Below are 24,501 nucleotides of genomic sequence, written 5' to 3'. Positions count from 1 at the left end.
AACACCAGGCCCAGGGTGCGCCGGTGGCCGGACCGCACGGTGCTCACCCCGTGCCGCACCGCTCCGGCCGACCAGCCGCGGCGGGTGCGCACGGGCCGTCGCGGTCGTGAACACCAGGCCGTGCCCCTGCCGCGGGACGGTCACGGTGCCCCGGGACCGGGCGCGAGGCCGCCGCTCGACCGGCAGGAACTCGCCGCCGGCGTAGTCGGTGCCGTACGCGGCCAGGGCGCCGGACGGTCCAGACGCGCCACCCAGTCACGCGCGATGGGGAGCAGGCGTGGGTAGAGGGTGGCCCGCAGCGCGGTCACGGGGGCGGGCAGGTCGTGCGTGACGTAGCGGTACCCGCCGGAGCCGAACCGGTGCCGGCACCACATCGACGGTGGCGCGGAACAGCTCGGGCCTGTCGTACAGGGCCGCCGGGCCGACGCACTCCTCGGCCTTCAGGTACCGCAGGAAAGGGTGTCTGACCTGGGTGTATTTACGGGTGAGTACCCGCGCGGTACCGTGAGGGGCATGCCAGCTCTCAACGTGGAGTTCAGCGAACGCGAACTAGAGGACCTGCGGCAGATCGCCAAGGAGCGCGGTACGTCGATGAAGGCCCTCGTGCGCGAGGCGGCCGCCGCCGACATTGCCCGGCACCGGGCGCTGCAGGAGGGCGCGGAGGCCTTCCGGAGCTTCTTCACCGCCCATGCCGAGGAGTTCGCGGCCGCGTTCCCCGACGACGAAGCCCCCGTCAAGGGCGAGGCCGCCTGAGCGATGCCCTCCGTCATCCATATCGACGTCCCGTGGCTGCTCCAGCGCCATGAGGAGGTCCTGCCCGACCAGCCCACGGTCGACGACTTCTCCGCGCTGGTCGCCGCCGTCGCCCGGCACCGTGTCGACCCGCCCCGGCTCGGGGTGGACTCCGACCCCGCCTGGCGGGCCGCCGCCCTGCTGCACACCCTCGCCATGCTCAAGCCGCTGCCCGCGGCCAACGCCCGCTTCGCCTGCGCGACCGCCGTGGCCTACATGTTCGTCAGCGGCGTCGGCATCGACCCGCCCTACGGCGCCCTGGTCGACCTCGCCCGCGACCTGATGTCCGGCAAGACCGACGTGTACGGGGCGGCCGACCGGCTCCGTTCCTGGCAGATCTGATCCGGGCGAGATCTGGCGCCGCCGCGGCCGCCGGGGGGAAGCCGCCGGGGCCGCCGGCCGCGGGCGGGAGGAACGGGGCCGGCGGCCGGTTTCGCGCAGAAGAGCCGCCGTTCTGCGCGGGGCCATCGGAGAGGGCCGAAACCCAGTCCACTACCGGCCCCCGCACCCCGGGAGCGTGCGCGGTCGGCCGGTGTGTGCGCACCCTTCACACGGGGCGCACGGAAAACCGAAAGCCGGCGCTGCGGACCTGCGACCCCTGCCGAATTCTGACTCTTTTTCAAACCGGCCGATGTCGTACGTGCGCCTTGTTGCGTGTGTGGAAGTTGTGCAAGGGTTGAAACGACCGTGCGGGGGGTAATCGCCGGAGTCCTTTCGGCAGTTGGGGAACCGGGCCGGTAGTGCCGCACCGGAGAATTCCCGCTCCCCGCGCGCACATCCTCGAGATGGGCGCCAACTCGCCATACGCACAAAGGAATCCGCTCAGTGCCCACCCCCCACCCTCCTCGTCCTCCCTATCCGCCCCCTGGGGGCGATACCGGGGAGTCGGACGAATCCCTCGCCGCGCCGCTGCGTGCCGGCTCCGACGCGGAGGCCTCCCGGTCCGCCGCCCTCCTGATGGCCCGGCACTGGCAGCCGGTCCACGACTACGCGGTCATCTGCCTGGCCGCACCCGGGCCCCTCGCCCACATGGTCTCCGCCGCGTCCTTCCACCAGGTTCTCGACCGGCTCGCCCTCGGTGAACCCGCCGAGGCGATACGGCCGCGCCTGCTGGTGGCGGTCCGGGACACCGTCGTGAACTGGGCCGCCACGGACCGGATAGCCGCCGTACTGCCGGGCCTTCTGAAACCCGCCGGAGGCCGCGGTATGCGTACCGCGAAGTCCCTGATACCGGAAAATCGTGCGCTGTCCGAACGTTCTTTCCAGAGCCTTCCCCGGTTCGAACAGGCGTTGCTGTGGCACACCGAGGTCGAGGCCGAGCCGATAAACGTCCCCGCGGGACTGCTCGGCATGGACATCGACAGTGCGGCGGCCGCACTCGAACAGGCCCGCGACACATTTCGGGAAGGCTGTGTCCGCGCGCACCGGGAACTCGCGCCGAGCACCGACTGCCGTCACTACAACCGTCTTCTCGACGTACCGATCCGCCGGGGCGGCGCACTGCTGCCGGACGTCCAGCAGCATCTCGCCGTCTGCCCCTACTGCCGGCACGCCGCCGAGCAACTGGGCCAGATCGAGGCCGGACTCGGCGTGCTGCTCGCCGAGGCGATCCTCGGCTGGGGCGCCCGCCGGTACCTGGAGTCGCGCCCCGGCCGCCGACGACCCGGCCCCGCGCGCACCCGCGGCACCTCCCGGCGCTCCGGCGGCCGCAGACGCGGCGGCGGCAAGCCCGGACTGCTCGGCCGGGTCGCGGTGCCGGGCGGCCGCCGGCAGGGCGGGGCGGATACCGGGACGCTCGCCCGGACCCGCGGGCGCCGGGCGGCCGGCGACGGCTGGTCGTCCAGGACGCTGCTCACCGGAGTCGGGGTCGCCTCGGCCGGGCTGCTCGCGACCGTGCTCGCGATCAGCGTGTGGCCGGACGGCGGCGACGGCACCGACCCGGTCGCCTCGACGGGCGCCGCCCCCGGCACCGACGCCCAGTCCCCGCCCGCCTCGGCCACCGCACCCGGCACGGCGGGCCTGCCCACGGCCGGCCGACCGAGCCGACTGCACAACGCCGCCGCCGACCTGTGCCTGGACATCAGGGGCAAGCCCGCGGCCGGCGCGAGTGCCACGCTCGCCGTCTGCTCCTCCGCGCCCACGCAGCAGTGGACGTACGAGACCGACGGGCTGCTGCGCAGTGCGGCCGGCTCCGGCCTGTGCCTGGACTCGCACGCCGACGCGGGCGTCGTCATCCTCGGCACCTGCGCGGACGTGGGCACGCGGCGCGGCGACGACATGCGCTACGACCTCACCGTGCAGGGCGAGTTGCTGCCCCGCTGGGACGATACCCTCGCCCTCGCCACGGCCGGCGAGACCGCGGGCGCCGACATCGTCGTCAAGGTCCGGGACCGCTCCGCCGGGCAGCGCTGGCTGACCGACGGACCGTCGGCCGGTCCGGGCTCCCTGTCGATAGCCGGCACCGAGGGGCCGTCCGCACAGCCTGCGGAGCTGCCCGGGACGGGCACGTAGCAGCGATCGGCGTTTCCCGCCGCCGGCCGGCGGCGGGAAACGAGCCCGTCAGTCGGCGGCCTCGACGAGGTCGTCCGCCGTGACGGTGCCCGGAGTGGAGTGACCGGACAGGGCGAGCGTGAGGTCGAACTCCGCGAGCACACAGCGGATGACGTGCTCCACGCCCGCCTGTCCCTCCAGACCGAGCCCGTACACGTACGGCCGCCCCAGCAGCACCGCCCGGGCGCCGAGGGCGAGGGCCTTGAACACGTCGTCGCCGGTGCGCACCCCGCTGTCGAACAGCACCGTCAGCCGGTCGCCGACCGCGTCCGCGATCCGGGGCAGCGCGTCGGCCGCCGCGACGGAGCCTGCCACCTGCCGGCCGCCGTGGTTGGAGACCACCACCCCGTCCATCCCGGCGTCCGCGGCGAGCCGGGCGTCGTCCGGGTGCAGTACGCCCTTGAGGACGATCGGCCCGTCCCAGTGCTCGCGCAGGAACGCCAGGTCGGGCCAGGTGTGGCTCGCATCCCCGAACAGCCCGAGGAAGTGCAGCACCGCCGCGTTCGGGTCCACGTGCACCGGCTTGTCGAGACCCGACCGGAAGGCCGGGTCGGTGAAGTAGTTGGCGGTTCCCACCCCGTGCAGGAACGGCAGATACGCCTGGTCCAGATCGCGCGGCCGCCACGCCAGCAGCGGGGTGTCCAGAGTGACGACCAGCACCGAGAACCCGGCCGCCTTCGCCCGGCCGAGGAAGCTCCGGGTCACTTCGCGGTCCTTGCCCCAGTACAGCTGGAACCACCGCTCCGCGTCCCCCATCGCCTCCGCCACCTGCTCCATCGGCGTACTCGACGCCGACGACAGGATGTACGGCACCCCCTGCGCCGCGGCGGCCCGGGCGGCCGCGGACTCGGCGTCCGGATGCATGATCGACAGTACGCCCACCGGGGCCAGGGCCAGCGGCGCCGGCAGGGCGCGGCCCAGCACCCGCACCGACAGGTCGCGCTCCTGTACGTCCCTGAGCAGGCGCGGCACGATCCGGCGCCGGGCCAGGGCCGCCCGGTTGGCGCGTGCCGTGCTGCCGTCGCCCGCGCTGCCCGCCACATAGCCCACCGGGCCGGGCCCGAGCCGGTGCGCGGCCAGCTCCTCCAGCCGGGTCAGGTCCGTGGGCAGCCGCGGCACGGCCCCTGACATCCCGTTCAGATAGATCTCGTACTGGAAGTCCGCCCAGTGCTTCGCCATCCGGCCGTCCGCCTCTCGTCGCTGAGTACGCGCTGCGGCCCGACGATACTGGCGAGTAGGCGCACGTCGGCAGGGGACCCTCAGGCGCGGCCGGCCGCCTCGTCCAGAATTCCGGCCAGCTCATGGGGTGTGGAGAACATGGGCCAGTGACCGGTGTTCAGCTCCACCAGCTCCCAGCGCCCGCCCGCCAGCGCCTCGGTCACGGCGGGCAGCGGCGGGCGGCCGTCCAGCACACACTTGACGTACGTCGCGGGCAGCTCGGCCAGCGGGCGCTTGAGCACGGCCGGTTCGGTCAGCGTGGCGGCCGGGTGCGGGGTGCCCTCGCCGACGAGTCGGGCGATCTGCTCGTCCGTGAGGTCCTGGTTCGCGTAGGCCGCCGGGGTGAGGAGCGGCCACACGCCGTCGTACTCGGCGAGGGCGGCGCGGATGTGGTCGCTGGGGAAGCCGTCGAGGAACGACACCCCGTCCGCCGGCAGATTGGAGTCGACGAACACCACGCGGCGCAGCCGGTCGCCGATCCGCCCGGCCGCCTGCCCGACCGGCACGCCCGAGTAGCTGTGCCCGACCAGGACGACATCCCGCAGATCCAGTCGCTCGACTCCGTCGACGATGTCCTGGACATGGATCTGCTGCCCCGCGGGCAGCTCCTTCTTCTCGGCCAGCCCGGACAGGGTGAGGGCGTGCACCTCATGGCCGGCGGCGCGCAGGTCGGCCGCCACCTCGTCCCACGCCCACGCCCCCAGCCAGGCGCCCGCCACCAGTATGAAGTCGGTCATGGCCGTCAACGTACCGGATGGATCAGGTAACTCCTTCTGAAATGAGCGGAGTTGACCATTCCGATGGCAGGTCCGGTGGGCACGTGGGCGAGCTCGGGTTCGTCGACCGGCGACAGCCCGTGAGGTACTCAGCCGACCCGGGCGACCGCTCGGACCGGAGCGCCGTCCGACCCGGGCAGCCGCAGCGGGAAGAGGAACACCTCCACCGCCTCGGCGCCCACCAGTTGCTCCAGCCCGGTGAGGTTCTCGGCGATCACCCCGCCGGCGCCGCACAGCACGCGGTGGGCGGGAAGCCCGAAGTCGGTCTGCGGATCACCCGGTCGGGGTGTGGGGTCGACGCTCAGTGCGTCGACGGCCACCGTGCGCGCGCCCGCCGCCACCACGGCCCGGCCCGCATCCGGGGTCAGCCAGGGGTGGGCGAGGTAGGCCTGCGTGCCCCAGTGTGCCGACCAGCCGGTGACGAGCAGCAACAGCGCGCCGGGCGTCGCCGCGAGGGCGTCGAGCGCGGGGGCCGGCAGGGCGGCGTGATCGGCGCCCGGGCGGGCAGCCCCCGGACGTCGGCCACGACCGCTGGACCGGCGAACCGGTCCAGCGGCAGCTCGTCCAGCCGGGGCCAGGCGTCGTCGACGTGGTACGGCGCGTCGACGTGGGTGCCGGACTGCGAACCCAGGTGCAGGGACAGGACGTTGACGCCGTCGGCCGGGGCCCGCAGAGCGGGCGAGACCGTGACCTCCGGGTCACCGGGATACACGGGCATCCCGGTGACCACGGGCACCGACAGGTCGAACCACCCGGTCATCGGCCGCCCTCGGCCGCGAGCGCGGTCGGCACCTCGTCCGCCGGAGCACCCGGACCGGTGATCGGCGGCACCGGGGCCTCGACGGTACGCGCCAGGCGCGCACCCTCGGGCCCGTACGCCGCCCGGGGTTCGGGGAACAGCCGCAGCAGCGCCAGGAACAGCACGGCGGCGACCGCGAGCGACAGCGGCAGGCTGATGTCGACGCCGTTCGCCGGGTCGCCCAGCGGTCCGACGAACTGGCCCGGGATGTCGGTGAGCAGCACGCCGATCACGGCGGCCACCCACCAGGCCGTCATGCCGCGCCAGTTCCAGCCGTGCGCGAACCAGTAACGGCCGCCGCGCTGACGCCGGTTGAACACTTGCAGGGCGTCCGGGTCGTACCAGCCGCGGCGGGTGTAGAAGCCGAGCATCATCACGACCATCCAGGGCGTGGTGCAGGTGATGATCATCGTGGCGAACGTCGAGATCGACTGCACGAGGTCCAGGCCGAACCGGCCGATGAAGATGAACGCGATGGACAGCACGCCGACCAGCAGCGTCGCCCGGACGCGGGACAGCTTCGGGAACACCGACGAGAAGTCCAGACCGGTGCCGTACAGCGAGGTGGTGCCCGTCGACATGCCGCCGATCAGGGCGAGCAGGCACACCGGCAGGAAGAACCAGCTCGGCGAGATCGCCAGCAGTCCGCCCACGAAGTCGGGCGCGGCCGGGTCGACGTACTTCGGCGCCTTCGTCGCGATGATGCCCGCGGTCGCCAGACCGAAGACGAACGGCAGCAGCGTCGCGATCTGTGAAAGGAACGCGGCACCGACCACCTTGCGGCGCGGGGTGCCCGCCGGGATGTAGCGCGACCAGTCGCCGAGGAAGGCCCCGAACGACACCGGGTTGGACAGCACGATCAGGGCCGCACCTATGAACGACGGCCAGAACAGCGACTTGGTCGCCGCGTCCGCCGAGCCCGTGAAGACACCGGCGTACGACGGGTCGAAGTCACCGGCGAAGGCGATCGCGCCGAGCAGGAACAGCACGGTCGCCGAGGTCACGGCGATTTTGTTCACGAAGAGCATGAACCGGAAGCCGTAGACGCACACCGCGAGGACCAGCCCGGCGAACAGCGCGTACGCGACGACGTACGACAGCGTGCCGCGCTCCAGGCCGAACAGCCGGTGCGCGCCGCCGACCAGGGCGTCGCCGGAGCTCCACACCGAGATGGAGAAGAACGCGACGGCCGTCAGCAGCGACAGGAACGAGCCCACCACACGGCTGTGCACGCCCAGGTGCGCGGAGGACGACACGGCGTTGTTCGTGCCGTTGACCGGGCCGAACACGGCCATCGGGCACAGGATCAGCGCGCCCGCGACGACACCCAGGAGGGTGGCCGCGAGCCCCTGCCAGCAGGACAGCCCGAACAGGATCGGGAACGCGCCGAGGACGCAGGTGGAGAAGGTGTTGGCGCCGCCGAAGGCGACCCGGAACAGGTCGTGCGGGGTCGCGGTGCGGTCCGCGTCCGGGATGCGCCGACGCCGTAGGGCTCGACCTCGGTCAGGGACGGCGGCGGCGCGGTGGGGGAGTCGGGGGACTGAGGGGTCAAGGCGGGCTCCAGCGAGTATGCGGCGATGGAGCGCTTCGTGGCGCGTCGGTGGCGGACGACCGTCGCGGCCGCAGGGGTGTGCGACGCGGGTGGGAGGGCGTCCCGGAGGGGTCTGCCGACGGTACGGCGCCGCAGAAGACCCCTGCCAGAGGACGTTTCATCCCTCTTCGCCGTCGTCACTGGAGGAATCGACCACCTCCTCACTGTCCGGTCCCTGCGCCCTGACCCGCTGGACGTGTTCCAGGGACTCGCGCAACTCGGTGAGCCAGTCGTCGGTGTGACGCTGCACCAGACGCACGCACCAGGCGAGGGCGTCACTGCGGCTGCGCGCCACGCCCCCGGCGATCAGGGTGTCCAGGACCTGCCGCTCGGGCTGCCGCAGCCGGGTCATCACCGGCGCGGCCACATGTGTGAACAGGGCGCGCTCCGCACCGCACACCACGCCCCAGGACACCTTCCGGCGGAACAGGTGCTCGGCCTCGCGGGCCACCTCGATCCGGGCTTCGCGGGTCCGCTCCCGGAACTCCTGGATCCGCGCCCGTACGGCGGCCTCCCGCTCGGCGTCCGAGGCGCCCTCGGCGAGCCGGGGCTCCGGGATGCGCCCGATCACGGTGATCTCCTCGCGGTCGGGGGTCACCTCGACCAGTTCCTCGAAGAGATCGTCGGGCAGGCGGCCGGCGAACCAGCCGCGCAGCTTCTCTCTCTGCTCTGTCGTAATCATGTAATCACGATTACTCCGACCGTTTCATGAACACAAGGCGTCACGAGGGGGTTCGCCGAGGGCTGAGCCGGAATGTTTCAGGCCTATTAACTAGGCGGTGGTTTTCAGCCATCCGACCGCCATCCGCGATCAAGAACCGCCCAGTCATGGGGTCGACGTGTTCGATTTCCGTAACTTCACGCCACTGTTTCAACACGCAAGGTTACTGAAAGATGTGGGTTCGATGTGTGTTTCGTCGACGGACTCGGCAGAGTGTCGCTCGCCGCTCCGGCACCGACCGGGCTGGAGCGCAACCGTCTATTCGAGCGGAAGGATGCACACAATGCGGAACACCGCGCGCTGGGCAGCGACTCTCGGCCTCACGGCCGCCGCCGTCTGCGGACCCCTGACCGGGGCCGCCGGCGCTGCACCGGCTGCCGGCCCGTCGTCGCTCTACGCCCCCTCGGCGCTGGTCCTCACCACCGGCCACGGCGACAACGCGGCGACGGCCACTCCGGAGCGCGCCGTCACCCTGAACTGCGCCCCGACGGCCTCCGGCACCCACCCTGCCGCGGCCCTGGCCTGCGCCGAACTGCGCGGCATCGGCGGCGACTTCTCGGCCCTGCAGGCCCGGGACGACGTCTGGTGCACCAAGCTGTACGACCCCGTGGTCGTCACCGTCCAGGGCGTCTGGCAGGGCAAGCGCGTCTCCTACGAGCGCAGCTTCGGCAACAACTGCATGAAGGATGCGCTGAACAGCAGCGTCTTCGCCTTCTAGGGACCGGGATCGCGCGGTCCTCGCGTCGCCGGATCAGGCTCGCAACTGGGGAGTGCGGCCCCTGGAGCGGGGAACCTGCGATCTCGCACCGGGACCGACGGGCGGAGTGGGGCCGCCCGCCGGCTTCCGGGCACCAAGCCGCTCCCTGGGCACGGCCTGTGGGGGGTCGTCCCGGGGAGCGGCGAAAAACAACTGGTTTCAACAGGTGTCCACACCACTTATTGGTGACTCGTGTCGTACAAGGGGTGACGACGCCAACACCCGCCCGTGCACGGACAGTTGCCGTGGCGGGCGGCGACGCGTTCTCAGGCACCCCGCCACGGCGTGCGCCGCGGCCACCAGGCCGACACCGCCCGCCGGTAGCGCTCGTACTCCGCGCCGAACCGGCGCACCAGCCCAGGCTCCTCGTACCAGCGGACGAACGCCCAGGTGAGTACCCAGGCCCCGGCCGCGTACCCGAACAGCACCGGCCGGGCGAGCAGCAGGCCCTGGCCGCAGAGCACGGCGACGACCGCGAGGTAGATCGGATTGCGCACGTACCGGTAGGGCCCGCTCACCACCAGCCGCGCAGGCGGCGCGACGGGCGCCGGAGTGCCGAGCCCTTCCAGGGCGAACCGTGTGAAGGCCTCCAGGATCACGGCGGTGCCGGCCGCCAGGGGAACGAGGCCGAGCAGCCGCAGCGGCAGCCACCAGTCACCGGCCTGCCAGCCGCCGGTCAGCCACCACGGGACCAGCACGGCCGCGCTGCCGGAGACCACGACGAGGAACAGGGCGCTGCCCAGCGCCGCCGACGCCTTGCGCACACCTCCACCATGACAGCGCAGAGGGGCCGCCGTCTCCCTGCTGACGGCGGCCCCTCGGACCATGCGACCCGGTCCTACATGTGGACGACCGGTACGGCTCCGGCGTCCTGCTGCGGCACCCCGCGCCGGTAGAGCAGGAACGCGATGACCGTGCCCGCGGCGAAGAAGCCCGCCGACCACCAGAAGGCGGTGGTGTAGCTCTCGATCGTCGCCTGCGCCTGCACCAGCTTGCTCGCGGGGTTGTGGCCCGACAGGTAGTCGGTGGCGGCGCTGGAGGCGAGGGTGCTCAGCAGGGCCGTGCCGATCGAACCGCCCACCTGCTGCATGGCGTTGACGGTCGCCGAGGCGACACCCGCGTCCTCGGCCGCCCCCCGCCGGTGGCCAGCTGCATGGCGGTGGGCATGACCAGGCCGAGGCCCACACCGATCACGATCAGCTGCGGCGGCACCGCGCTGACGTAGTGGGAACCGAGCCCGATACCGGTGAGCCAGGCCATGCCGGCCGTGGCGATCGCGAAGCCCAGCGGGATGACCGCCTTCGGACCGATCCGGGGCATCAGGACCGTGGTGCCGAGCTGCGCGGTCACCATCAGCGCGCCGACCATCGGCAGGAACGCCACGCCCGTCCTGGTGGGGCTGAAGCCGAGGTTGAGCTGGAGGTAGTAGGTCAGGAAGAGGAAGACGCCGAACATGCCCGCGCCGGTGATCAGCACCGCGAGGAACGAGGCGCCCCGGTCACGGTCGAGCAGGATGCGAAGCGGCAGCAGCGGGTGCGCGGCCCGGGTCTGCCACCAGGCGAAGGCCGCCAGCAGGAGACCGCCCGCGATCAGGAAGCCCCAGGTCAGCGGCGAACCCCAGTCGTGGGTCTCGGCGTTGGAGAAGCCGTACACCAGGGAGAACGGACCGGCGGCGACCAGGACCGTGCCCGGCACGTCCAGCTTGGCGTTCGCCGCGTCACGGTGGTTGCCGAGCAGCACCCAGCCGCCGACGAAGGCGACGACCGCGATGGCCACGTTCACATACAGGGTCCAGCGCCAGTCGAGCGCGTCGGTCAGCACACCGCCGAGCAGCAGGCCGACCGCACCGCCGGCACCGGCGATGGCGCCGTACACGCTGAACGCGCGGGCCCGTTCCCGGGCGTCGGTGAAGGTGGTGTTGAGCAGGGACAGCGCGGCCGGCGCGAGCAACGCACCGAAGGCGCCCTGCAGGGCGCGGGCGACGACCAGCATGGTGAAGCCGTTCGCGGCACTGCCGAGCGCGGAGGTCGCGGCGAAGCCGACGACGCCGACGAGGAAGGCGGGCTTGCGGCCGAACAGGTCGGCGATCCGCCCACCGAGCAGCAGCAGTGGGGCGAAGGCCAGCGCGTAGGCGGTCACGATCCTCCCCCACTGCCTTAAGGGCGTGGGGGGACCCCCAGCCGGCTGTCGTCGGAGAAGCCCAGGTCGGCCTGGGCGGACGGCAGGGCGATGTTCACGATCGTGGCGTCGAGGACCACCATCAGCTGCGCGACGGCGATGATCGCGAGGATCCACCACCGCTTGCCCGAGGCCTCGGCGTGGGCCTTCGCGAGGGCCCCTGTGCGGGGGCCGTCGGTCAGGGTGTTCTGGGGCATGGGGAACCACCCCAGGGAAGTCGTTCGAGGAGTTCGAGGAGGAGGCACGGCAACGGCGTAAACGAAACCGTTTCGTACACGTGGAGGCTGGAGGAGTTTCAGCGAAACGGCAGCGTTTCGTTTTCCGGGGTGGTCCGACCAGGTCCCCAGGGGCTTTCGCGTCCGCTACGGTGGCGCCGTCGGCATGGGGGCTCTGAGTCGAGAATCGGTTACAGGTGGCAGACACTTCTTCTGGTCCCGTCGCGGTGATCCTGACCGCGCTGCGCGTCGAGTACGAGGCGGTGCGCGCCCGGCTCGCGGACCTCACCCAGCACAGCGAGAGCGGCACGATCTTCGAGCGGGGCCGGCTGCCCGGCACCCCTTGGACCGTCGTCCTCGCGCAGACCGGTCCCGGCAACGACAACGCGGCCGTGGTCACCAAACACGCCCACGACCTGTACCGGCCGAGGGTGCTGTTCTTCGTCGGTGTCGCCGGCGGGCTCAAGGGCGATGTGCGGATCGGCGACGTGGTGATCGGTGAGCGGATCTACGACTACCGCGAGAAGCAGGGCCCCGACGGCGGCCACTACCGGCCCCGCGAATGGGAGGCGCCGTGGTGGCTCCTCCAGCACGTCCAGCGCATGACCTTCGGGCCCGAGGTCGCCGGCCGGGTGCGGGTCGCGCCGATCGCCTCCGGCAACGTCGTGCTCGACCGGGAGCACTCCGAGCTGGGCGACCTGCTGCGCGGGAACTACGACGACGCCGTCGCGATCGAGATGGAGAGCGCCGGTGTGCGCCGGGCCGCCCAGATCGTCGGCGGACTCGACACGCTGACGATCCGCGGCATCAGTGACAAGGCCGACGGGGGCAAGGGCCGGGCGGACGCGGGCGGTTCCCAGGAGATCGCGGCGTGGTGCGCGGCCGCGGCGGCCGTACGGATCCTCGCTTCGCTGGCTCCTGAGGAGGGGACTCCGACTCTCCCTGACACAGGGGATGCTGACGGATCCTCCGGGGTCGGTTCGGCGTCCCAGGAAGTCTTGGGCGCGTCGGCCGCCGGGACCGACGAGTCCGGGCCGCCGGAGAAGCCGCCCACCACGCCCCCGCCCACGCCCCGCCGCCCGCGGACGCCGCTGTCACGCACCCGCTTAGGCATGAGGGCACGGCCCTCCAGGCGTACCCGGACGACCTTCATGGCCTGTGGCGCGGTGGCCGTGGTCGCAGTGCTCGTCGCCGTCCTGCTGAAGGTCACAGGCGGTGCGGACGCGACGGACAAGGACTCGGCGCTGGCGAGCTGTCCGGTGTCCCAGGCCCACGTCAAGCTGCACATCGCCGCCTCGATCGATGTCTCGACCTCACTGAGCGAGGCCGCCGAGCAGTACGCCGCCCGGCAGGGCGAGGGCGGCAGCTGCGTCAAGATCGAGGTTTCCTCCGTCAACTCCGGTACGGCGATGCGCGCGCTCGCCCGCGGCTGGGGCGAGGGCGACGGCGACGAGCCCGACGTGTGGTCGCCCGCCGGCAGCGAATGGCTCGCTCTGGCCCGCACCAAGGCGTCCGGACCGGCGAAGCAGCTGCTGCCCGAGACCGCGGAGCCCATCGTGACCAGCCCGCTGACGATCGCCATGCCCAAACCGATGGCCGAGGCCCTGGGCTGGCCGGAGTCCACCATCGGCTGGGGCAAGCTCGCGGAATGGGCCGCCGACCCGGCCAAGTTCTGGGAGAGCGTCGGTCAGAAGCAGTGGGGCGCCTTCAAGCTGGGAAAGACGAACCCCCTGTACTCGACCTCCGGTCTGAACGCGACCGTCAGCGCGTACTACGCGAAGACCCACACCAGTGCCGAACTGTCCCAGGGGGACATCGACTCGCCCGACAACCAGGCCTTCGTCCGGGACATCGAGAAGTCCGTGGTCCACTACGGCGACACCACGCTGACGTTCCTGGCCAACCTGCGCGCCGCCGACGACCAGGGCGGTGCCGACGAGGCGCTGAAGTACATCTCGGCCGTCACGGTCGAGGAGGACGCCGTCGTCGCGTACAACCAGGGCTACCCCTGCGGGGCCTACAGCAAGGCGCGCAACTGCGAGAAGCGGAGCCGTCCGCACACCCCGCTGGTCTCCTTCTATCCAACCGACAGTGACCCGGTCAGCGACCATCCCTATGTCGAACTGGGCAACATGGAGAAGGCCAAGCGGCCGGTGGCGCGGGACTTCCTGAACTACCTCCACCGCCCGGACATCTACGGCAAGTTCTTCGCCCCGTACGGCTTCCGGACCTACAAGGGCGCCGCCGGCGCGGCCCCGGCGCTCTCGCCGGACAACGGTGCGCTGCGTGACGCCGACATCTCCCAGTACTCGGCACCGGACGGCCAGGTCCTCGACCGGCTGCAGACCGTCTGGCCCACCCTGCGGCGGCGGGCGAACGTCCTCGTGGTGATCGACACCTCCAAGTCGATGGACGACAAGGTGCCCGGCACCGGCGGTACCAAGATGGAGCTGCTGCGCGACGCCGAGTCCGCTCTCTTCGGCTCCGGCGGCTTCGCGGACACCGACCGGGTCGGCCTGTGGAAGTTCTCCAACGCGGCCAGTCTCGGCGGCAAGCACCACTACGTCCCGCTGGTGGACATCGGGCCGATGGGGGAGAAGCTCGCCGACCGACGCGGCGCCACGCGGCGCGCGGAACTCGCGGACGAGATCGACAACCTGGTGCCGAACGGCGCGACCGGCCTGTACGGCACGGTCGAGGCGGCGGTGGACTCCATGCGCAAGGACTACGACCCGGCGGCCATCAACGCCATCGTGCTGCTCACCGACGGCCGCAACGAGGGCGTGCCGTCCAAGCCGACCCTCAAGGACGTGCTCGCGAGGATCGGCGGCCCGGACAAGCGGGTCCGCGTGTTCACCGTGGCCTACGGGTCGAAGGCCGACCAGCAGGACGCGAACGGCAGGACCGTGCTGGAGGAGATCGCCGCCGCCACCGGGGCGCACGCCTACAACGCCAAGAACCCGAAGATCCTCGGCGAGGTGCTGACCAGCGTGATCTCCAACTTCTGAGGGCCGCCATCCCGGGCACCGAACATTCCTTGACGGGAATATAACCGCAGAGGCATATTGGTCTCATGTCCGACGCCGCGCTCTGGACCGCTCTCGCCGACCCCCACCGGCGGGCCATCGTCGCTCTGCTCCTGGAGCGGCCCCGGCCCGTCGGGGAGCTCGTGGAGGCATGCGGACTGAGCCAGCCGAGCACCTCCAAGCATCTGAAGGTGCTGCGGGAGGCGGGTCTGGTGCGGGTCAGGCAGGACGCGCAGCGCCGCGTCTACGCCCTCGACCCGGCCCCGATCGCCGCCCTCGACGCCTGGCTCGCGCCGTACCGCAGGCTGTGGAACAACAGCCTCGACGCGCTGGGCCGCCGCCTCGACGAGACGTCGGACGACACCTGACACCCCCACATCGCGAAGGACCGAAGCACCATGTCCGTCGACCTCACCGGTACCTATCTGACCCTCGACGACGGCCGCCCCGCCGTCCGCTTCAGTCGCACCTACGACCACCCCGTCGACCGCGTCTGGCACTTCGTGACCGACCCGGACGAACTCGCCGCGTGGTTCCCCTCCCGCGCCGAGATGGACCTGCGCCCCGGCGGCGCCATCCGGTTCAGCGGCGACCCCCACATGCCCGAGTCCACCGGCAAGGTGCTCGCCGTCGACCCGCCCCGCCACCTCTCCTTCGAGTGGGGCGGCGACGAACTCCACTTCGACCTGGAGGAGGCCGGCGCGGGACGCACCCGGTTCACCCTCACCAACGTCCTCGTCGCCGAGAACACCGCCGCCCGCAACGGCGCCGGCTGGGAGGTCTGCCTCGCCGCCCTGGACGCCAAGGCCCGCGGCGAGGGCTTCGAGGGGCCCCACGCAGGGGCGAGCGCGCCCTGGAAGGAGTTCTACGACGGTTACGTCGGAGCCGGTGTGCCCTCGGGCGCGCCGGTGCCGGGCCTGGACTGACCCTCAGGCGAACACCCGGGTGAGCGCCGCGGAGAGCGGCCCGGGGTCGGCCGGGGACACCCGCGCGCCGAGATACCCGTCCGGGCGTACGAGGAACGCCTCGCTCCCGCCGGCCCCGTACCGCTCGCGGAACTCACCACGGCTGTCGCGCAGCACCGGCAGGGGCAGCGGGTCGGTGTCCACGCCTTCCGGTAGCACGCAGTAGCAGGTCAGCCGGTCATGCGCGAGACCGCGCGCCGTGTCGGCCAGTTGCTCGAATCCCTTGGTCCCGTCGGCGGATTCGGCGTGGAGCAGCAGGACGTGGTCGCGCTCGCGCAGCATGTCGTACAGGCGCAGCGGGAAGGTCGCGAGCGGGTCCAGCAGGCCGCCGCAGTCAGGTGCGCGCTCGCCCGCCGCGGGACCGGGTGCGGCGGCCGGGCCCGGCTCGACCAGCGGACTGTCCGGGTAGGCGACCAGCAACTGCGCCTCCCGCAGCCCCACGGTCACCGGATCGTCCGGGTCGGCCTGTACGCCCTGCGCCGCGTGCCGCAGGGTGCGGCCCACCACTTCGTCCCCGACCGGTTTGCGCTCGGCGTGGTAGCTCTCCAGCAGCCCCGGGCGGGCGATGCCCCGCGTCGCGAGGGCCAGCTTCCACCCCAGGTTGTAGGCGTCCTGGATCCCGGTGTTCATGCCCTGGGCGCCGGTCGGCGGATGGATGTGCGCGGCGTCGCCTGCCACGAAGACCCGGCCCTCGCCGTAGCGGTCCACGATGCGGTGGCTGATGCGGAACACCGACGACCAGCGCATCGCGGACGCGGTCGTCGGCCAGGGGGACAGCCGGTCCAGGACCGCCTGGATGTGCTCCAGGCGCGGAGCGCGCCCCGTGTCCAGGCCGTGGACGACCGCGTCCCCCGCCTGAGCCCGGTCCCGCTGTGAGAGTTCCGGCGGGACCCGCATGGACATGCGGTAGCGGCACCGGCCGGGCAGCGGGATGCACACGAGTACGTCGTCCACCGCTCCGTCGGGAGGGCGGTGCATCGAGCGCACGGTCCATCCCGGTGCCAGGTCCCAGTCCACCTCCACGTCCGCGAGCATGTACTCCTCCGGCAGCGCGCCGCCCTCGAAGGAGAGCCCCAGCGTCTTGCGCACGACGCTGTGCGCGCCGTCGCAGCCGACCAGGAAGAGGGAGCGGACCTCCAGCTCCTCGCCGCCCGCGGTGCGCAGCCGGTTGGTGACGCCGTCGGCGTCCTGGGCGAAGGACAGCAGCTCCGTGCCCCGCTCGATGCGTCCGCCGTAGCAGGCCAGGCGCTCTCCGAGGATGCGCTCGGTCTCGTACTGCGGCAGGGCCGCGAACCCGTACGGCACCTCTGGCGGCAGCGACATCTCCATGCGCCCCTGTTCGGCGCCGTTCACGTACGTGAGCTGTCCGCGCAGCGGGACGGCCGCGTCCAGGGCCGCGCGGGCCACGCCCGTCCGGTCCCAGACCTCCAGCGTCCTGGGCTGGATCCCGACCGCCTTGGCGTACGGCAACCGCTCCGGAAGCCTGTCGACCAGCCGGCAGGCGACACCCCGCCTGCTCAGTTCGAGGGCGGCGGTCAGGCCGACCGGGCCCGCCCCGGCGATCAGTACCTCGGTCTCCGTCATGAGTGTCTCCCGTGCTGCCCCGGGAACCATGGTCGCCCGAGGGGACAGGCGTGGCGAGCCGGCCACCGGCGCCGGACGCCCTACGCCAGCTGCCTGCGCACCAGCTCGTGCAGCCGGCCCCCGGTGTCCGCGAGCAGCTGGGCGGGCGGGCCCTGCTGGATGACCTTGCCGTCCTCCATGACGACGACCCGGTCCGCGTCCAGCACCGTGGACAGCCGGTGGGCGATGACGATGCGCGTGGCGTTGAGCCCCCGGGTGCTCTCGATGACGATGCGCTGGGTGTCGTTGTCGAGGGCGCTGGTCGCCTCGTCGAAGAAGAGGATGCGCGGGCGCCGGATCAGCGCCTGGGCGATCATCAGGCGCTGCCGCTGCCCGCCGGAGATCGCACCGTTGCCCGCGACGATCGTGTGCAGGCCCATCGGCATCCGCTTGATGTCCTCCGCGAGACCCGCCATCTCGGCCGCCGCCATCGCCTCCTCGGGCGTGTACGGCTCGGTGCCGCAGATGACGTCCAGGATGGAGCCGGTGAACGGCTGCGCGTGCTGGAGCACGACCCCGCACTGCCGGCGCACCGCCGACTGGTCGAGGGCCGCCAGGTCCTGTCCGTCGTACAGGACGCTGCCCGAGACCGGCTTGTCGAAGCCGATGAGCAGCCGCAGCAGCGTGGACTTGCCGCAGCCGCTGGGGCCGACGACCGCCACGAACTCGCCCGGGCGGACGGCGAAGGACACGTCGTCCAGGACGAGCGGGCCGTCGTCGGCGTACCGGAAGGACAGTCGGCGGGCCTCCACCGCGCCGGACAGCGGACCCGGCCGGGTGCTCGCCGTGCGCACCTCGGGCGTGGCGTCCAGGACCGGCTTGATCTCCTCGAACAGCGGCAGCGCGGCCACCGCCGAGACGAAGGAACCCGTGAGCTGGGTGACCGAGGTCAGCACCATCGTCACCGACGTGTTGAAGGTGAGGAAGGCCGCCGCCGACATCGAGCCCCTGGCCGGACCGGCCAGCAGCATGAACATCAGCAGGGTGCACACCGGCAGATAGACCGCCCCCAGCACGGTGGTGAGGTTCTTGATCCGGCCGACCTTCTGCTGGAGTTCCCGGCTGTGCGCGAACTCCCCGGCCCAGGCGGCGTAGGCGTAGTTCTCCGCCGCGGCGACCCGCAGCTTGGGCAGGCCGCGCAGGGTCTGGAACGCCTGGTTGTTCAGCTTGTTGCCGAGCGTCACAAGACGGCGCTGCCAGCGCACCTGCCACAGCCCGAGCCCCAGGAACACGGCCGCGATGACGACGAGCATGCCGATCGCCGCGAGCGCCATGGGCACGCTGTACCAGAGCAGCAGACCGAGGTTCATCGCACCGACCGTCACCGACTGCGCGACCACCGGCCCGACGCCCGCAAGCAGCCGCCGGATCGCGCTGATGCCCATGGCGGCACTGGCGAGTTCACCGGTGGAGCGCTGGGTGAAGAACCGGGTCGGCAGCCTGAGCAGCCGGTCCCAGACGGCCGGTTGGAGCGCCGACTCGATACGGCCCTCCAGACGCAGGATGGTCAGGTTCTCCAGCAGCGTGAACGCGGCCGACACGACCCCGCTGATCATCACCGCCAGGCAGACCTGGACGATCAGGCCCGTCTGGGCCTTGGGTACGTACTCGCCGAGCACCTTGCCCGTGGCGATCGGCACCAGTGCGCCGATCGCCACCGTCACCAGCCCGGCGAGCATCAGGTTCAGCAGGTCGCCGCGGGTGCCGCGCAGGCTGAACCGCAGCAGCCCGAGCGGGCTGAGCCCCCGCTCGGGCAGCGGCCGGTAGAACATCACCGCGCGCGGCTCGAACTCCTCCGCGTTCGCCCTCTCGATCGGCGTCTCGCGTCCGGTGCCCGGGTGCACGGCCACATAGCCGCCGCGCCGCCACAGCAGGGCGACCGGCGCCCCGGACAGCGCCCGGTGCCCCACCAGCGGGCCGACGTTCTCCCGCCACCAGCGTCCGTCCAGGCGGACGGCCCGGGTGCGCACCCGGGAGGCCAGGGCCACCCGCTCGACCGGGTCGAGGCGTTCGCTCTCGGTGCCGCTCTGCGCGGGCTCGGCCAGAGTGATCCCGGCCGCCTCGGCGACGAGCTTGCAGGCCGCGTAGCCGGCGTCGGCGTCCGCGGCCGTCGTACGGCGGGCCGAGCGCTTGCCGATGGAGGCGAGCAGGGTCTGGTCGGCCTGGGCGCGGACCGCCTCACCGGCCTTGATACCGGCGGCCGTACGCGTCTCGTGCGTGCGCTCCAGCTGCTCGATCCACCGGTCCAGCGCGGTCAGCAGCCGGTACTGCTGGTCGACCATGCTCTGCCACAGCGCCGGGTCCATCAGCAGGTCGGCGGCGGCCTCCGCGCCGTACAGGGAGCCGTACTGCACGCTGCCCGGCGGCACCTGCATCCAGAACACGTCGTCGTCGGCCGGGGCTGCGGACCGCTCCTCGGCCATGGGGGCCTGGAAGAGGACGGACAGACCACGGCCGACGCCCAGCGCGACGGCGTACTCCAGCGGGCTCGACGCCGGGGGCACGTACTGAGGGTTGCCGTACTCGTCGTACGACCACGTCTGGGTGTGGGCCGGTTGGTACAGCTCGCGCAGGTTGACCCGGTGCACCACACAGTCCCGCGCCGGGCGCGCGACCAGGGTGTGCTGCGGTCCGGCGACCGGACCGAGCAGCAGCGCGCCCGCCTCCAGCCGGTCGAGGTGGTGCCAGTGGCCCTGCTGGGCGGCGTCCACCGCGAACAGGTCCAGCGCGCCGGCCGCGACCAGCCACAGCACCTGCGGACCTTCCAGGTCCAGCCGGTTGAAGCCCGCGCAGTCGATGCGCGTGCCCATGGACCCCAGCGCTCCGAGTACGAGATCGCCTTCGTAACCCTCCTGAACAGTCGTCATCTCACCGCTCCCTGACCAGTGCGGCGTACGCGCCGCCGCGCGCCACCAGCTCCTCGTGCCGCCCGCGCTCGACGACCGTGCCGTGCTGGAGCACCACGATCTCGTCGCTGTCCCGGACGGTGCTCAGCCGGTGGGCGATCACCACACAGGCGCAGCCGCGCCGGCGCAGGTTGTCCATCACGACCAGCTCGGTCTCCGCGTCCAGCGCGCTGGTCACCTCGTCCAGCACGAGGATGCTGGGCCGCCGCACCAACGCCCGGGCGATCTCCAGGCGCTGGCGCTGCCCGCCGGAGAAGTTCCGGCCGTCCTGCTCGACCTTGCTGTGGACGCCGCCGGGGCGGCGCATCACCACGTCGTACAGGGCCGCGTCCCGCAGCGCCTCCACCACGGCCTCGTCCGGGATCGACGGGTCCCACAGGGCCACGTTGTCGCGGACCGAGCCCTCGAAGAGGAACACGTCCTGGTCCACGAAGGAGACCGAGGAGGCGAGCGCGCCGCGCGGGATGTCCTCCAGCCGGCGGCCGTCGATGCGGATCACGCCGTCCCAGGGCGCGTAGAGACCCGAGATCAGCCGGGACACCGTCGACTTGCCGCTGCCCGAGCCGCCCACCAGCGCCACCTGCTGCCCTGGGCCCACGGTCAGGTCGAACCCGGTCAGCAGCGGCTTGTCCAGCGGGCTGTAGCCGAAGGTGACGTTCTCCAGCTCGACGTGCCCGCGCAGCCGGCGCGTGGAGTCGGCGCCGCCGGGGCGGGCGTAGAGCGGGTCGGCCTGGAAGTTCTCCACGTCCTTCAGCCGGGCCACGTCGGCCGCGAAGTCCTGGATGCGGCCCGCCACGCCGTTGAGCCGGGTGAGCGGCGCCGTGAAGCGGGTGACCAGCGCCTGGAAGGCGACCAGCAGGCCGACCGAGATGTGCCCCTCGACCGCCCGCATTCCGCCGATCCACAGGATCAGCGCGCTGTTGAGCGTGGCGAGCGTCGGCGCGACCACACCCAGCCAGGCGCTCGGCACACCGAGCCGCTGCTGCTCCTCCAGCGTGGTGGCGTGCTGCCCGGCCCACTTGCGGAAGTAGCCGTCCTCGCCGCCGGTCGCCTTCATCGTCTCGATCAGCTGGAGACCGGTGTACGAAGTGTTGGTGAGCCGTGCGGTGTCCGCGCGCAGCTTCGCCGTACGGGTCGCGCGCAGCCGTACGACCAGCCGCATCGCCACCACGTTCAGCAGGGCCACACCGATGCCGAGGAACGTCAGCTGCGGGTCGTAGGTGTACAGCAGCACGGCGTACAGCACGACCACGACGGCGTCCACGCCCGCCGCTGCCAGGTCGCGGGCCAGGGTCTCGGCGACCTGGTCGTTGGACTGCAGCCGCTGCACCAGGTCGGCCGGGCTGCGCTGGGAGAAGAACGTGACCGGCAGCCGCAGCAGATGGCGCAGGAAGCGGGCGCTGGAGAGGGTGGAGGAGATGATCCGGCCGTGCAGCAGGTTGGCCTGCTGGAGCCAGGTCAGCACCAGGGTGAGCAGGACACAGGTGGCCATCGAGGCGAACAGCACGCCGAGCAGCGAGGTCTGGCCGCCGATGAGGAACATGTCGATGTAGGTACGGCTGAGCGCGGGCACCGCCGCGCCCACCGCCACCAGCAGCAGGCTGGCCAGCACGGCGGCGGGCAGGGTGCCCGCGGTGCCGCGCAGCCGGGCCGGCATCGCGCCGAGCACGCCGGACTTGCGACCGCCCTTGCTGAAGCCGTCGCCGGGCTCCATGACGAGCACGACACCGGTGAAACTGCCGTCGAACTCCTCCATGGGCACGAACCGGCGGCCCTTCGCGGGGTCGTTGATGTACACCCCGCGCCGGCCGAAGCGGCGGCCCATGCCGTCGTAGACGACGTAGTGGTTGAACTCCCAGAACAGGACGGCCGGTGCCGTCACCTCGGCGAGGGCGGCCAGGTCCATCTGCATGCCCTTGGCGGTCAGGCCGTAACTGCGAGCCGCCTTCAGCAGGTTGCTGGCGCGCGAGCCGTCGCGGGAGACGCCGCAGGCGATGCGCAGCTCCTCCAACGGGACGTGCCGGCCGTAGTGGCCGAGGACCATCGAGAGGGAGGCGGCTCCGCACTCGACGGCCTCCATCTGGAGCACGGTCGGCGTACGGACCGTGCCGCCACTGGACTTGGGGACCGGGCGCCGGGCCGGGGCGGCCCGTCTGCGGCCGCGGGTTTCCTGAGTGGTGCTCACGGCAGCAGCCAATCGACGGGACGCTGGTCGGCCAGCCGGATCGAACCGGAGGCGAGGGTCATGGAGTCGAGCTGGTACGGCGGCCCGTCGGCGGAGGACCAGCGCAAGCCGTTCTTCGTGCCGGACGACCTGTCGAGCGCGACCAGGACCGCCACCGGGCGGCCCTTCTTCGTGAACTGCTCGCCCAGCTGGCTGTCCCCGAGGAACGCGGCGATCGACTGGGCGGACTGGGCGGTCCGGTCCACCGACTTCACATGCCCGCGCAGCACGCCGTACTGCTGGGTCGGCACCGAGGACACGGTGAGGTCCACGGCGGCGTGCGCCGGGATGGCGGCGGCGCTCTCGGCGGGGACGTAGACGGTGGCGTACAGCGGGTCGGAGGCGTGGGCGACCTTCTCCACCGCCGCGATGTTCGCGCCGGTCTGGATGATCTGGCCGATGGTGGCGGCGAGCGCGGTGACGCGGCCCGCGGCGACCGTGCGGACCACGGATTCGCCCTGGCTCGTGCGCACTTCGAGGACGGGGGCGTTCGCGGGCAGCCGTTCGCCCTGTTTGGCGAGTACGGCCGTGACCTGACCGGCCACGGGGCTCTGCAGCAGATAGCTGCCCTGTCCGTGGGTGAGGATGGCCTGCGCGCTCACCGTGGAGGCGACCGAGCCGGTCACCGCCCACACGGAGGCCGCCGCCATGACGACGACGGTGACGCCGAGCGCGAGCCAGCCCTGGGGACGGGCCAGCCGCACCGGAAGGTCCAGCTCCTCCGGCGACTGGAGCTTGGCGAGGGCCTGTTGGCGGAACTGCACGGAACTTCCCTCACCCGAGGAGAGACATCGTTACGACCTGCTTCGGGCACCCACGGGCACCCGAGAGTCCCGGAGCCGGGGGGCGGCTCCGGGACTTCGGTGACACCGAGGTGCGATCAGAGACCGGCGACCAGGCCGGTGACCGGGGCCACGTTCAGGCCGGTGACACCCTCGACGGTGCCGACGACCGTGTCGACCACGCCGGCAACCGGGGCGATGCCGTTGACGGCACCGGTCACGGTGTTCAGGGCGTTCACGGAAAGGCCGCCGGAGACGTTGTCCAGCTCGGCGTCCGAGATCTCGACGGTCTCAACCTGGGGGGTGGAGTTCATGGTGGAACTTCCCTTCGTATGGATATTTCACAAGGGGGGAAGCGGCCCCCTCTGGGGACAGACGACGGCCGCGACCGCGGGTGCCGGAACCCCCGTGTCCGGGAGCCCGGGGGACCCCCGCGATGCGATGGATCAAAGCACGCACGCGGGCCGCGCTTCCAATCAACCAGGCCTCTCACCAGCGCACTTGCCCCGCCCGAAGCCCCAAGCGTGCAGGTGCGCGCACGGCTTGTCGGCGACTCCTTCACATGCCGCACGGCATCGCCCCGACCCGGCCCTTGTCCATCGGGCGGCGAATCCGGCACTCGGCGCCAAAGGCGTGCCGGGGGGCGTGCGGATGTGCAGAACCGGGGGCGTCAGTGACTTGGTTGAGTATTCAATGTGCAGATTCCCTGAAGCAGGGATTCCGGTAAGTGATCGGAACGGACCGCTACCGATCAGTAGCTGAGCGTGTCGGTCTGCCGGTGCAGAGAAGCGTCACTGCATCAGTGCGCAGACGTGTCAGCCCATCAGTGCATAGACCGTGCTCGCGCGGGCGGCGAGCGCACCTGACGCGGCGTCGGCCAGCGTGATGTCCGCGAACGCCATCCGCCGGCCCAGCTTGGTCAGGACCGCTTCGATCAGGACATCCGAACCGGTCACCGCCCGCTGGAAGGACGTCGACTGCTGCACGGTCGTCATCGGCACGAAGCCGCCCCGTGCTGCCGAGACCGCGATCACCGTCGCCGTGTCGGCGGCCGCCATGAGCGCCTGCCCCGACAGCCCGCCGCCCTCCCGGGCCAGCCGCTCCGACCAGGGCAGACGCAGGACCGCGCGGTCCGCGCCCAAGGCCTGGACGGACAGTCCGAGGTCGAGCACCCAGGGGGCGAAGTTGGCGGAGAGGATCTTGTCGGCTTCGGCCGTGGTCATCGTCATATGGGGGATTCTTCCCGGCCGCTCGGTGCGACACGCGGAGCGTGGCTGATTCGCCTCCAGGGGGCGGAAGTTGGCGAACGGAATTGAACACACCGCATGACCCGCCCGTACCTACAGCCATCCAGGCGCCCCCGATCAACTGCCCGACA

General features: G+C 71.9%; 20 protein-coding genes and 3 pseudogenes. 7 read left to right on the top strand and 16 right to left on the bottom strand.

Annotated features, from left to right (window positions below; all coding sequences use genetic code 11):
- Positions 1-5 precede the first annotated feature (5 nt).
- Positions 6-225: pseudogene (locus ACFY3C_RS00305) on the bottom strand (2OG-Fe(II) oxygenase); the annotation flags it as partial.
- Positions 141-374, bottom strand: a complete 234-nt coding sequence (locus ACFY3C_RS00300; protein ID WP_390769098.1) for a 2OG-Fe(II) oxygenase — start codon at positions 372-374, stop codon at positions 141-143. The pseudogene ACFY3C_RS00305 and the gene ACFY3C_RS00300, both read right to left, overlap by 85 nt.
- Before the next feature lie 139 nt (positions 375-513).
- On the opposite strand from ACFY3C_RS00300, the gene ACFY3C_RS00295 reads away from it, so the two are divergent.
- From ACFY3C_RS00295 to ACFY3C_RS00285, 3 genes are all read left to right on the top strand, one after another.
- The gene (locus ACFY3C_RS00295) at positions 514-753 is read left to right on the top strand and encodes a hypothetical protein (RefSeq protein WP_386578054.1); all 240 of its coding nucleotides are present in this window, start codon (positions 514-516) and stop codon (positions 751-753) included.
- Positions 754-756: 3 nt separating this feature from the next.
- The gene (locus ACFY3C_RS00290) at positions 757-1,134 is read left to right on the top strand and encodes a toxin Doc (RefSeq protein WP_386578055.1); all 378 of its coding nucleotides are present in this window, start codon (positions 757-759) and stop codon (positions 1,132-1,134) included.
- Positions 1,135-1,617: 483 nt separating this feature from the next.
- Positions 1,618-3,303, top strand: a complete 1,686-nt coding sequence (locus ACFY3C_RS00285; protein WP_386578056.1) for an RICIN domain-containing protein — start codon at positions 1,618-1,620, stop codon at positions 3,301-3,303.
- A 48-nt stretch (positions 3,304-3,351) separates the two neighbouring features.
- Here the strand turns inward: ACFY3C_RS00285 and ACFY3C_RS00280 are convergent, their stop codons facing one another.
- The 6 genes and pseudogenes from ACFY3C_RS00280 to ACFY3C_RS00255 form a co-directional block, all read right to left on the bottom strand.
- Positions 3,352-4,521 (bottom strand): lactate 2-monooxygenase, encoded by a 1,170-nt coding sequence (locus ACFY3C_RS00280; protein ID WP_386578057.1) that lies wholly within the window; start codon positions 4,519-4,521, stop codon positions 3,352-3,354.
- An 80-nt stretch (positions 4,522-4,601) separates the two neighbouring features.
- Positions 4,602-5,297 carry an alpha/beta fold hydrolase gene (locus ACFY3C_RS00275; protein ID WP_390769097.1) on the bottom strand — a complete coding sequence of 232 codons (696 nt, stop codon included), beginning with the start codon at positions 5,295-5,297 and terminating at the stop codon, positions 4,602-4,604.
- 128 nt (positions 5,298-5,425) lie between these two features.
- Positions 5,426-5,767, bottom strand: coding sequence for a cyclase family protein (locus ACFY3C_RS00270; RefSeq protein ID WP_386578059.1), 342 nt, complete (start codon positions 5,765-5,767; stop codon positions 5,426-5,428).
- Positions 5,701-6,054 (bottom strand): cyclase family protein, encoded by a 354-nt coding sequence (locus ACFY3C_RS00265; protein ID WP_390769529.1) that lies wholly within the window; start codon positions 6,052-6,054, stop codon positions 5,701-5,703. The genes ACFY3C_RS00270 and ACFY3C_RS00265 overlap by 67 nt, the downstream gene beginning before the upstream one ends.
- Positions 6,055-6,092: 38 nt before the next feature.
- A pseudogene (locus ACFY3C_RS00260) lies at positions 6,093-7,687 on the bottom strand (purine-cytosine permease family protein).
- A gap of 157 nt (positions 7,688-7,844) precedes the next feature.
- A complete protein-coding gene (locus ACFY3C_RS00255; RefSeq protein WP_390769096.1) occupies positions 7,845-8,408 on the bottom strand; it encodes a hypothetical protein in 564 nt (187 codons plus the stop codon).
- Positions 8,409-8,730: 322 nt separating this feature from the next.
- Between ACFY3C_RS00255 and ACFY3C_RS00250 the strand changes: the two genes are divergently transcribed.
- Entirely contained in the window at positions 8,731-9,165 is a 435-nt protein-coding gene (locus ACFY3C_RS00250) for a protease inhibitor (protein ID WP_386578062.1), read from the top strand.
- Between the two features lie 305 nt (positions 9,166-9,470).
- Here ACFY3C_RS00250 and ACFY3C_RS00245 read toward each other — a convergent pair whose 3' ends face one another.
- Together ACFY3C_RS00245 and ACFY3C_RS00240 are read right to left on the bottom strand one after the other, a co-directional pair.
- A complete protein-coding gene (locus ACFY3C_RS00245; protein WP_390769095.1) occupies positions 9,471-9,968 on the bottom strand; it encodes a methyltransferase family protein in 498 nt (165 codons plus the stop codon).
- Positions 9,969-10,042: 74 nt separating this feature from the next.
- Positions 10,043-11,579: pseudogene (locus tag ACFY3C_RS00240) on the bottom strand (MFS transporter).
- A gap of 215 nt (positions 11,580-11,794) precedes the next feature.
- Here ACFY3C_RS00240 and ACFY3C_RS00235 point away from each other — a divergent pair.
- From ACFY3C_RS00235 to ACFY3C_RS00225, 3 genes are all read left to right on the top strand, one after another.
- Positions 11,795-14,605 carry a substrate-binding domain-containing protein gene (locus ACFY3C_RS00235; RefSeq protein ID WP_390769094.1) on the top strand — a complete coding sequence of 937 codons (2,811 nt, stop codon included), beginning with the start codon at positions 11,795-11,797 and terminating at the stop codon, positions 14,603-14,605.
- A gap of 65 nt (positions 14,606-14,670) precedes the next feature.
- The gene (locus ACFY3C_RS00230) at positions 14,671-14,991 is read left to right on the top strand and encodes an ArsR/SmtB family transcription factor (protein WP_386578065.1); all 321 of its coding nucleotides are present in this window, start codon (positions 14,671-14,673) and stop codon (positions 14,989-14,991) included.
- Between the two features lie 30 nt (positions 14,992-15,021).
- Positions 15,022-15,549 (top strand): SRPBCC family protein, encoded by a 528-nt coding sequence (locus tag ACFY3C_RS00225; RefSeq protein WP_390769093.1) that lies wholly within the window; start codon positions 15,022-15,024, stop codon positions 15,547-15,549.
- A gap of 3 nt (positions 15,550-15,552) precedes the next feature.
- On the opposite strand, the gene ACFY3C_RS00220 is transcribed toward ACFY3C_RS00225, so the two are convergent.
- From ACFY3C_RS00220 to ACFY3C_RS00195, 6 genes are all read right to left on the bottom strand, one after another.
- A complete protein-coding gene (locus tag ACFY3C_RS00220) occupies positions 15,553-17,172 on the bottom strand; it encodes an FAD-dependent monooxygenase (protein WP_390769092.1) in 1,620 nt (539 codons plus the stop codon).
- An 80-nt stretch (positions 17,173-17,252) separates the two neighbouring features.
- The gene (locus ACFY3C_RS00215; protein ID WP_390769091.1) at positions 17,253-20,078 is read right to left on the bottom strand and encodes an NHLP bacteriocin export ABC transporter permease/ATPase subunit; all 2,826 of its coding nucleotides are present in this window, start codon (positions 20,076-20,078) and stop codon (positions 17,253-17,255) included.
- 1 nt (position 20,079) lies between these two features.
- Positions 20,080-22,302 (bottom strand): NHLP family bacteriocin export ABC transporter peptidase/permease/ATPase subunit, encoded by a 2,223-nt coding sequence (locus tag ACFY3C_RS00210; RefSeq protein WP_390769090.1) that lies wholly within the window; start codon positions 22,300-22,302, stop codon positions 20,080-20,082.
- Positions 22,299-23,105: an HlyD family efflux transporter periplasmic adaptor subunit gene (locus ACFY3C_RS00205; RefSeq protein ID WP_390769089.1), complete on the bottom strand. Its 807-nt coding sequence runs from the start codon at positions 23,103-23,105 to the stop codon at positions 22,299-22,301. The genes ACFY3C_RS00210 and ACFY3C_RS00205 overlap by 4 nt, the downstream gene beginning before the upstream one ends.
- Positions 23,106-23,221: 116 nt before the next feature.
- Positions 23,222-23,437 (bottom strand): type A2 lantipeptide, encoded by a 216-nt coding sequence (locus ACFY3C_RS00200; RefSeq protein WP_386578070.1) that lies wholly within the window; start codon positions 23,435-23,437, stop codon positions 23,222-23,224.
- Positions 23,438-23,938: 501 nt separating this feature from the next.
- A complete protein-coding gene (locus ACFY3C_RS00195; protein ID WP_390769088.1) occupies positions 23,939-24,352 on the bottom strand; it encodes a PaaI family thioesterase in 414 nt (137 codons plus the stop codon).
- Between the last annotated feature and the right edge of the window lie 149 nt (positions 24,353-24,501).

Source organism: Streptomyces sp. NPDC001410, assembly GCF_042895235.1.
Classification (GTDB): domain Bacteria; phylum Actinomycetota; class Actinomycetes; order Streptomycetales; family Streptomycetaceae; genus Streptomyces.
Note: the sequence above shows the minus strand (reverse complement) of the source record. Positions and strands in the feature narration are given on the sequence as shown.

Coding starts and splice junctions, on each gene's coding strand:
- ACFY3C_RS00300 (WP_390769098.1), bottom strand. CDS start 374: ATGTGGTGCCGGCACCGGTTCGGCTCCGGCGGGTACCGCTACGTCACG.
- ACFY3C_RS00295 (WP_386578054.1), top strand. CDS start 514: ATGCCAGCTCTCAACGTGGAGTTCAGCGAACGCGAACTAGAGGACCTG.
- ACFY3C_RS00290 (WP_386578055.1), top strand. CDS start 757: ATGCCCTCCGTCATCCATATCGACGTCCCGTGGCTGCTCCAGCGCCAT.
- ACFY3C_RS00280 (WP_386578057.1), bottom strand. CDS start 4,521: ATGGCGAAGCACTGGGCGGACTTCCAGTACGAGATCTATCTGAACGGG.
- ACFY3C_RS00275 (WP_390769097.1), bottom strand. CDS start 5,297: ATGACCGACTTCATACTGGTGGCGGGCGCCTGGCTGGGGGCGTGGGCG.
- ACFY3C_RS00265 (WP_390769529.1), bottom strand. CDS start 6,054: ATGCCCGTGTATCCCGGTGACCCGGAGGTCACGGTCTCGCCCGCTCTG.
- ACFY3C_RS00255 (WP_390769096.1), bottom strand. CDS start 8,408: ATGATTACGACAGAGCAGAGAGAGAAGCTGCGCGGCTGGTTCGCCGGC.
- ACFY3C_RS00250 (WP_386578062.1), top strand. CDS start 8,731: ATGCGGAACACCGCGCGCTGGGCAGCGACTCTCGGCCTCACGGCCGCC.
- ACFY3C_RS00230 (WP_386578065.1), top strand. CDS start 14,671: ATGTCCGACGCCGCGCTCTGGACCGCTCTCGCCGACCCCCACCGGCGG.
- ACFY3C_RS00225 (WP_390769093.1), top strand. CDS start 15,022: ATGTCCGTCGACCTCACCGGTACCTATCTGACCCTCGACGACGGCCGC.
- ACFY3C_RS00220 (WP_390769092.1), bottom strand. CDS start 17,172: ATGACGGAGACCGAGGTACTGATCGCCGGGGCGGGCCCGGTCGGCCTG.
- ACFY3C_RS00215 (WP_390769091.1), bottom strand. CDS start 20,078: ATGACGACTGTTCAGGAGGGTTACGAAGGCGATCTCGTACTCGGAGCG.
- ACFY3C_RS00200 (WP_386578070.1), bottom strand. CDS start 23,437: ATGAACTCCACCCCCCAGGTTGAGACCGTCGAGATCTCGGACGCCGAG.
- ACFY3C_RS00195 (WP_390769088.1), bottom strand. CDS start 24,352: ATGACGATGACCACGGCCGAAGCCGACAAGATCCTCTCCGCCAACTTC.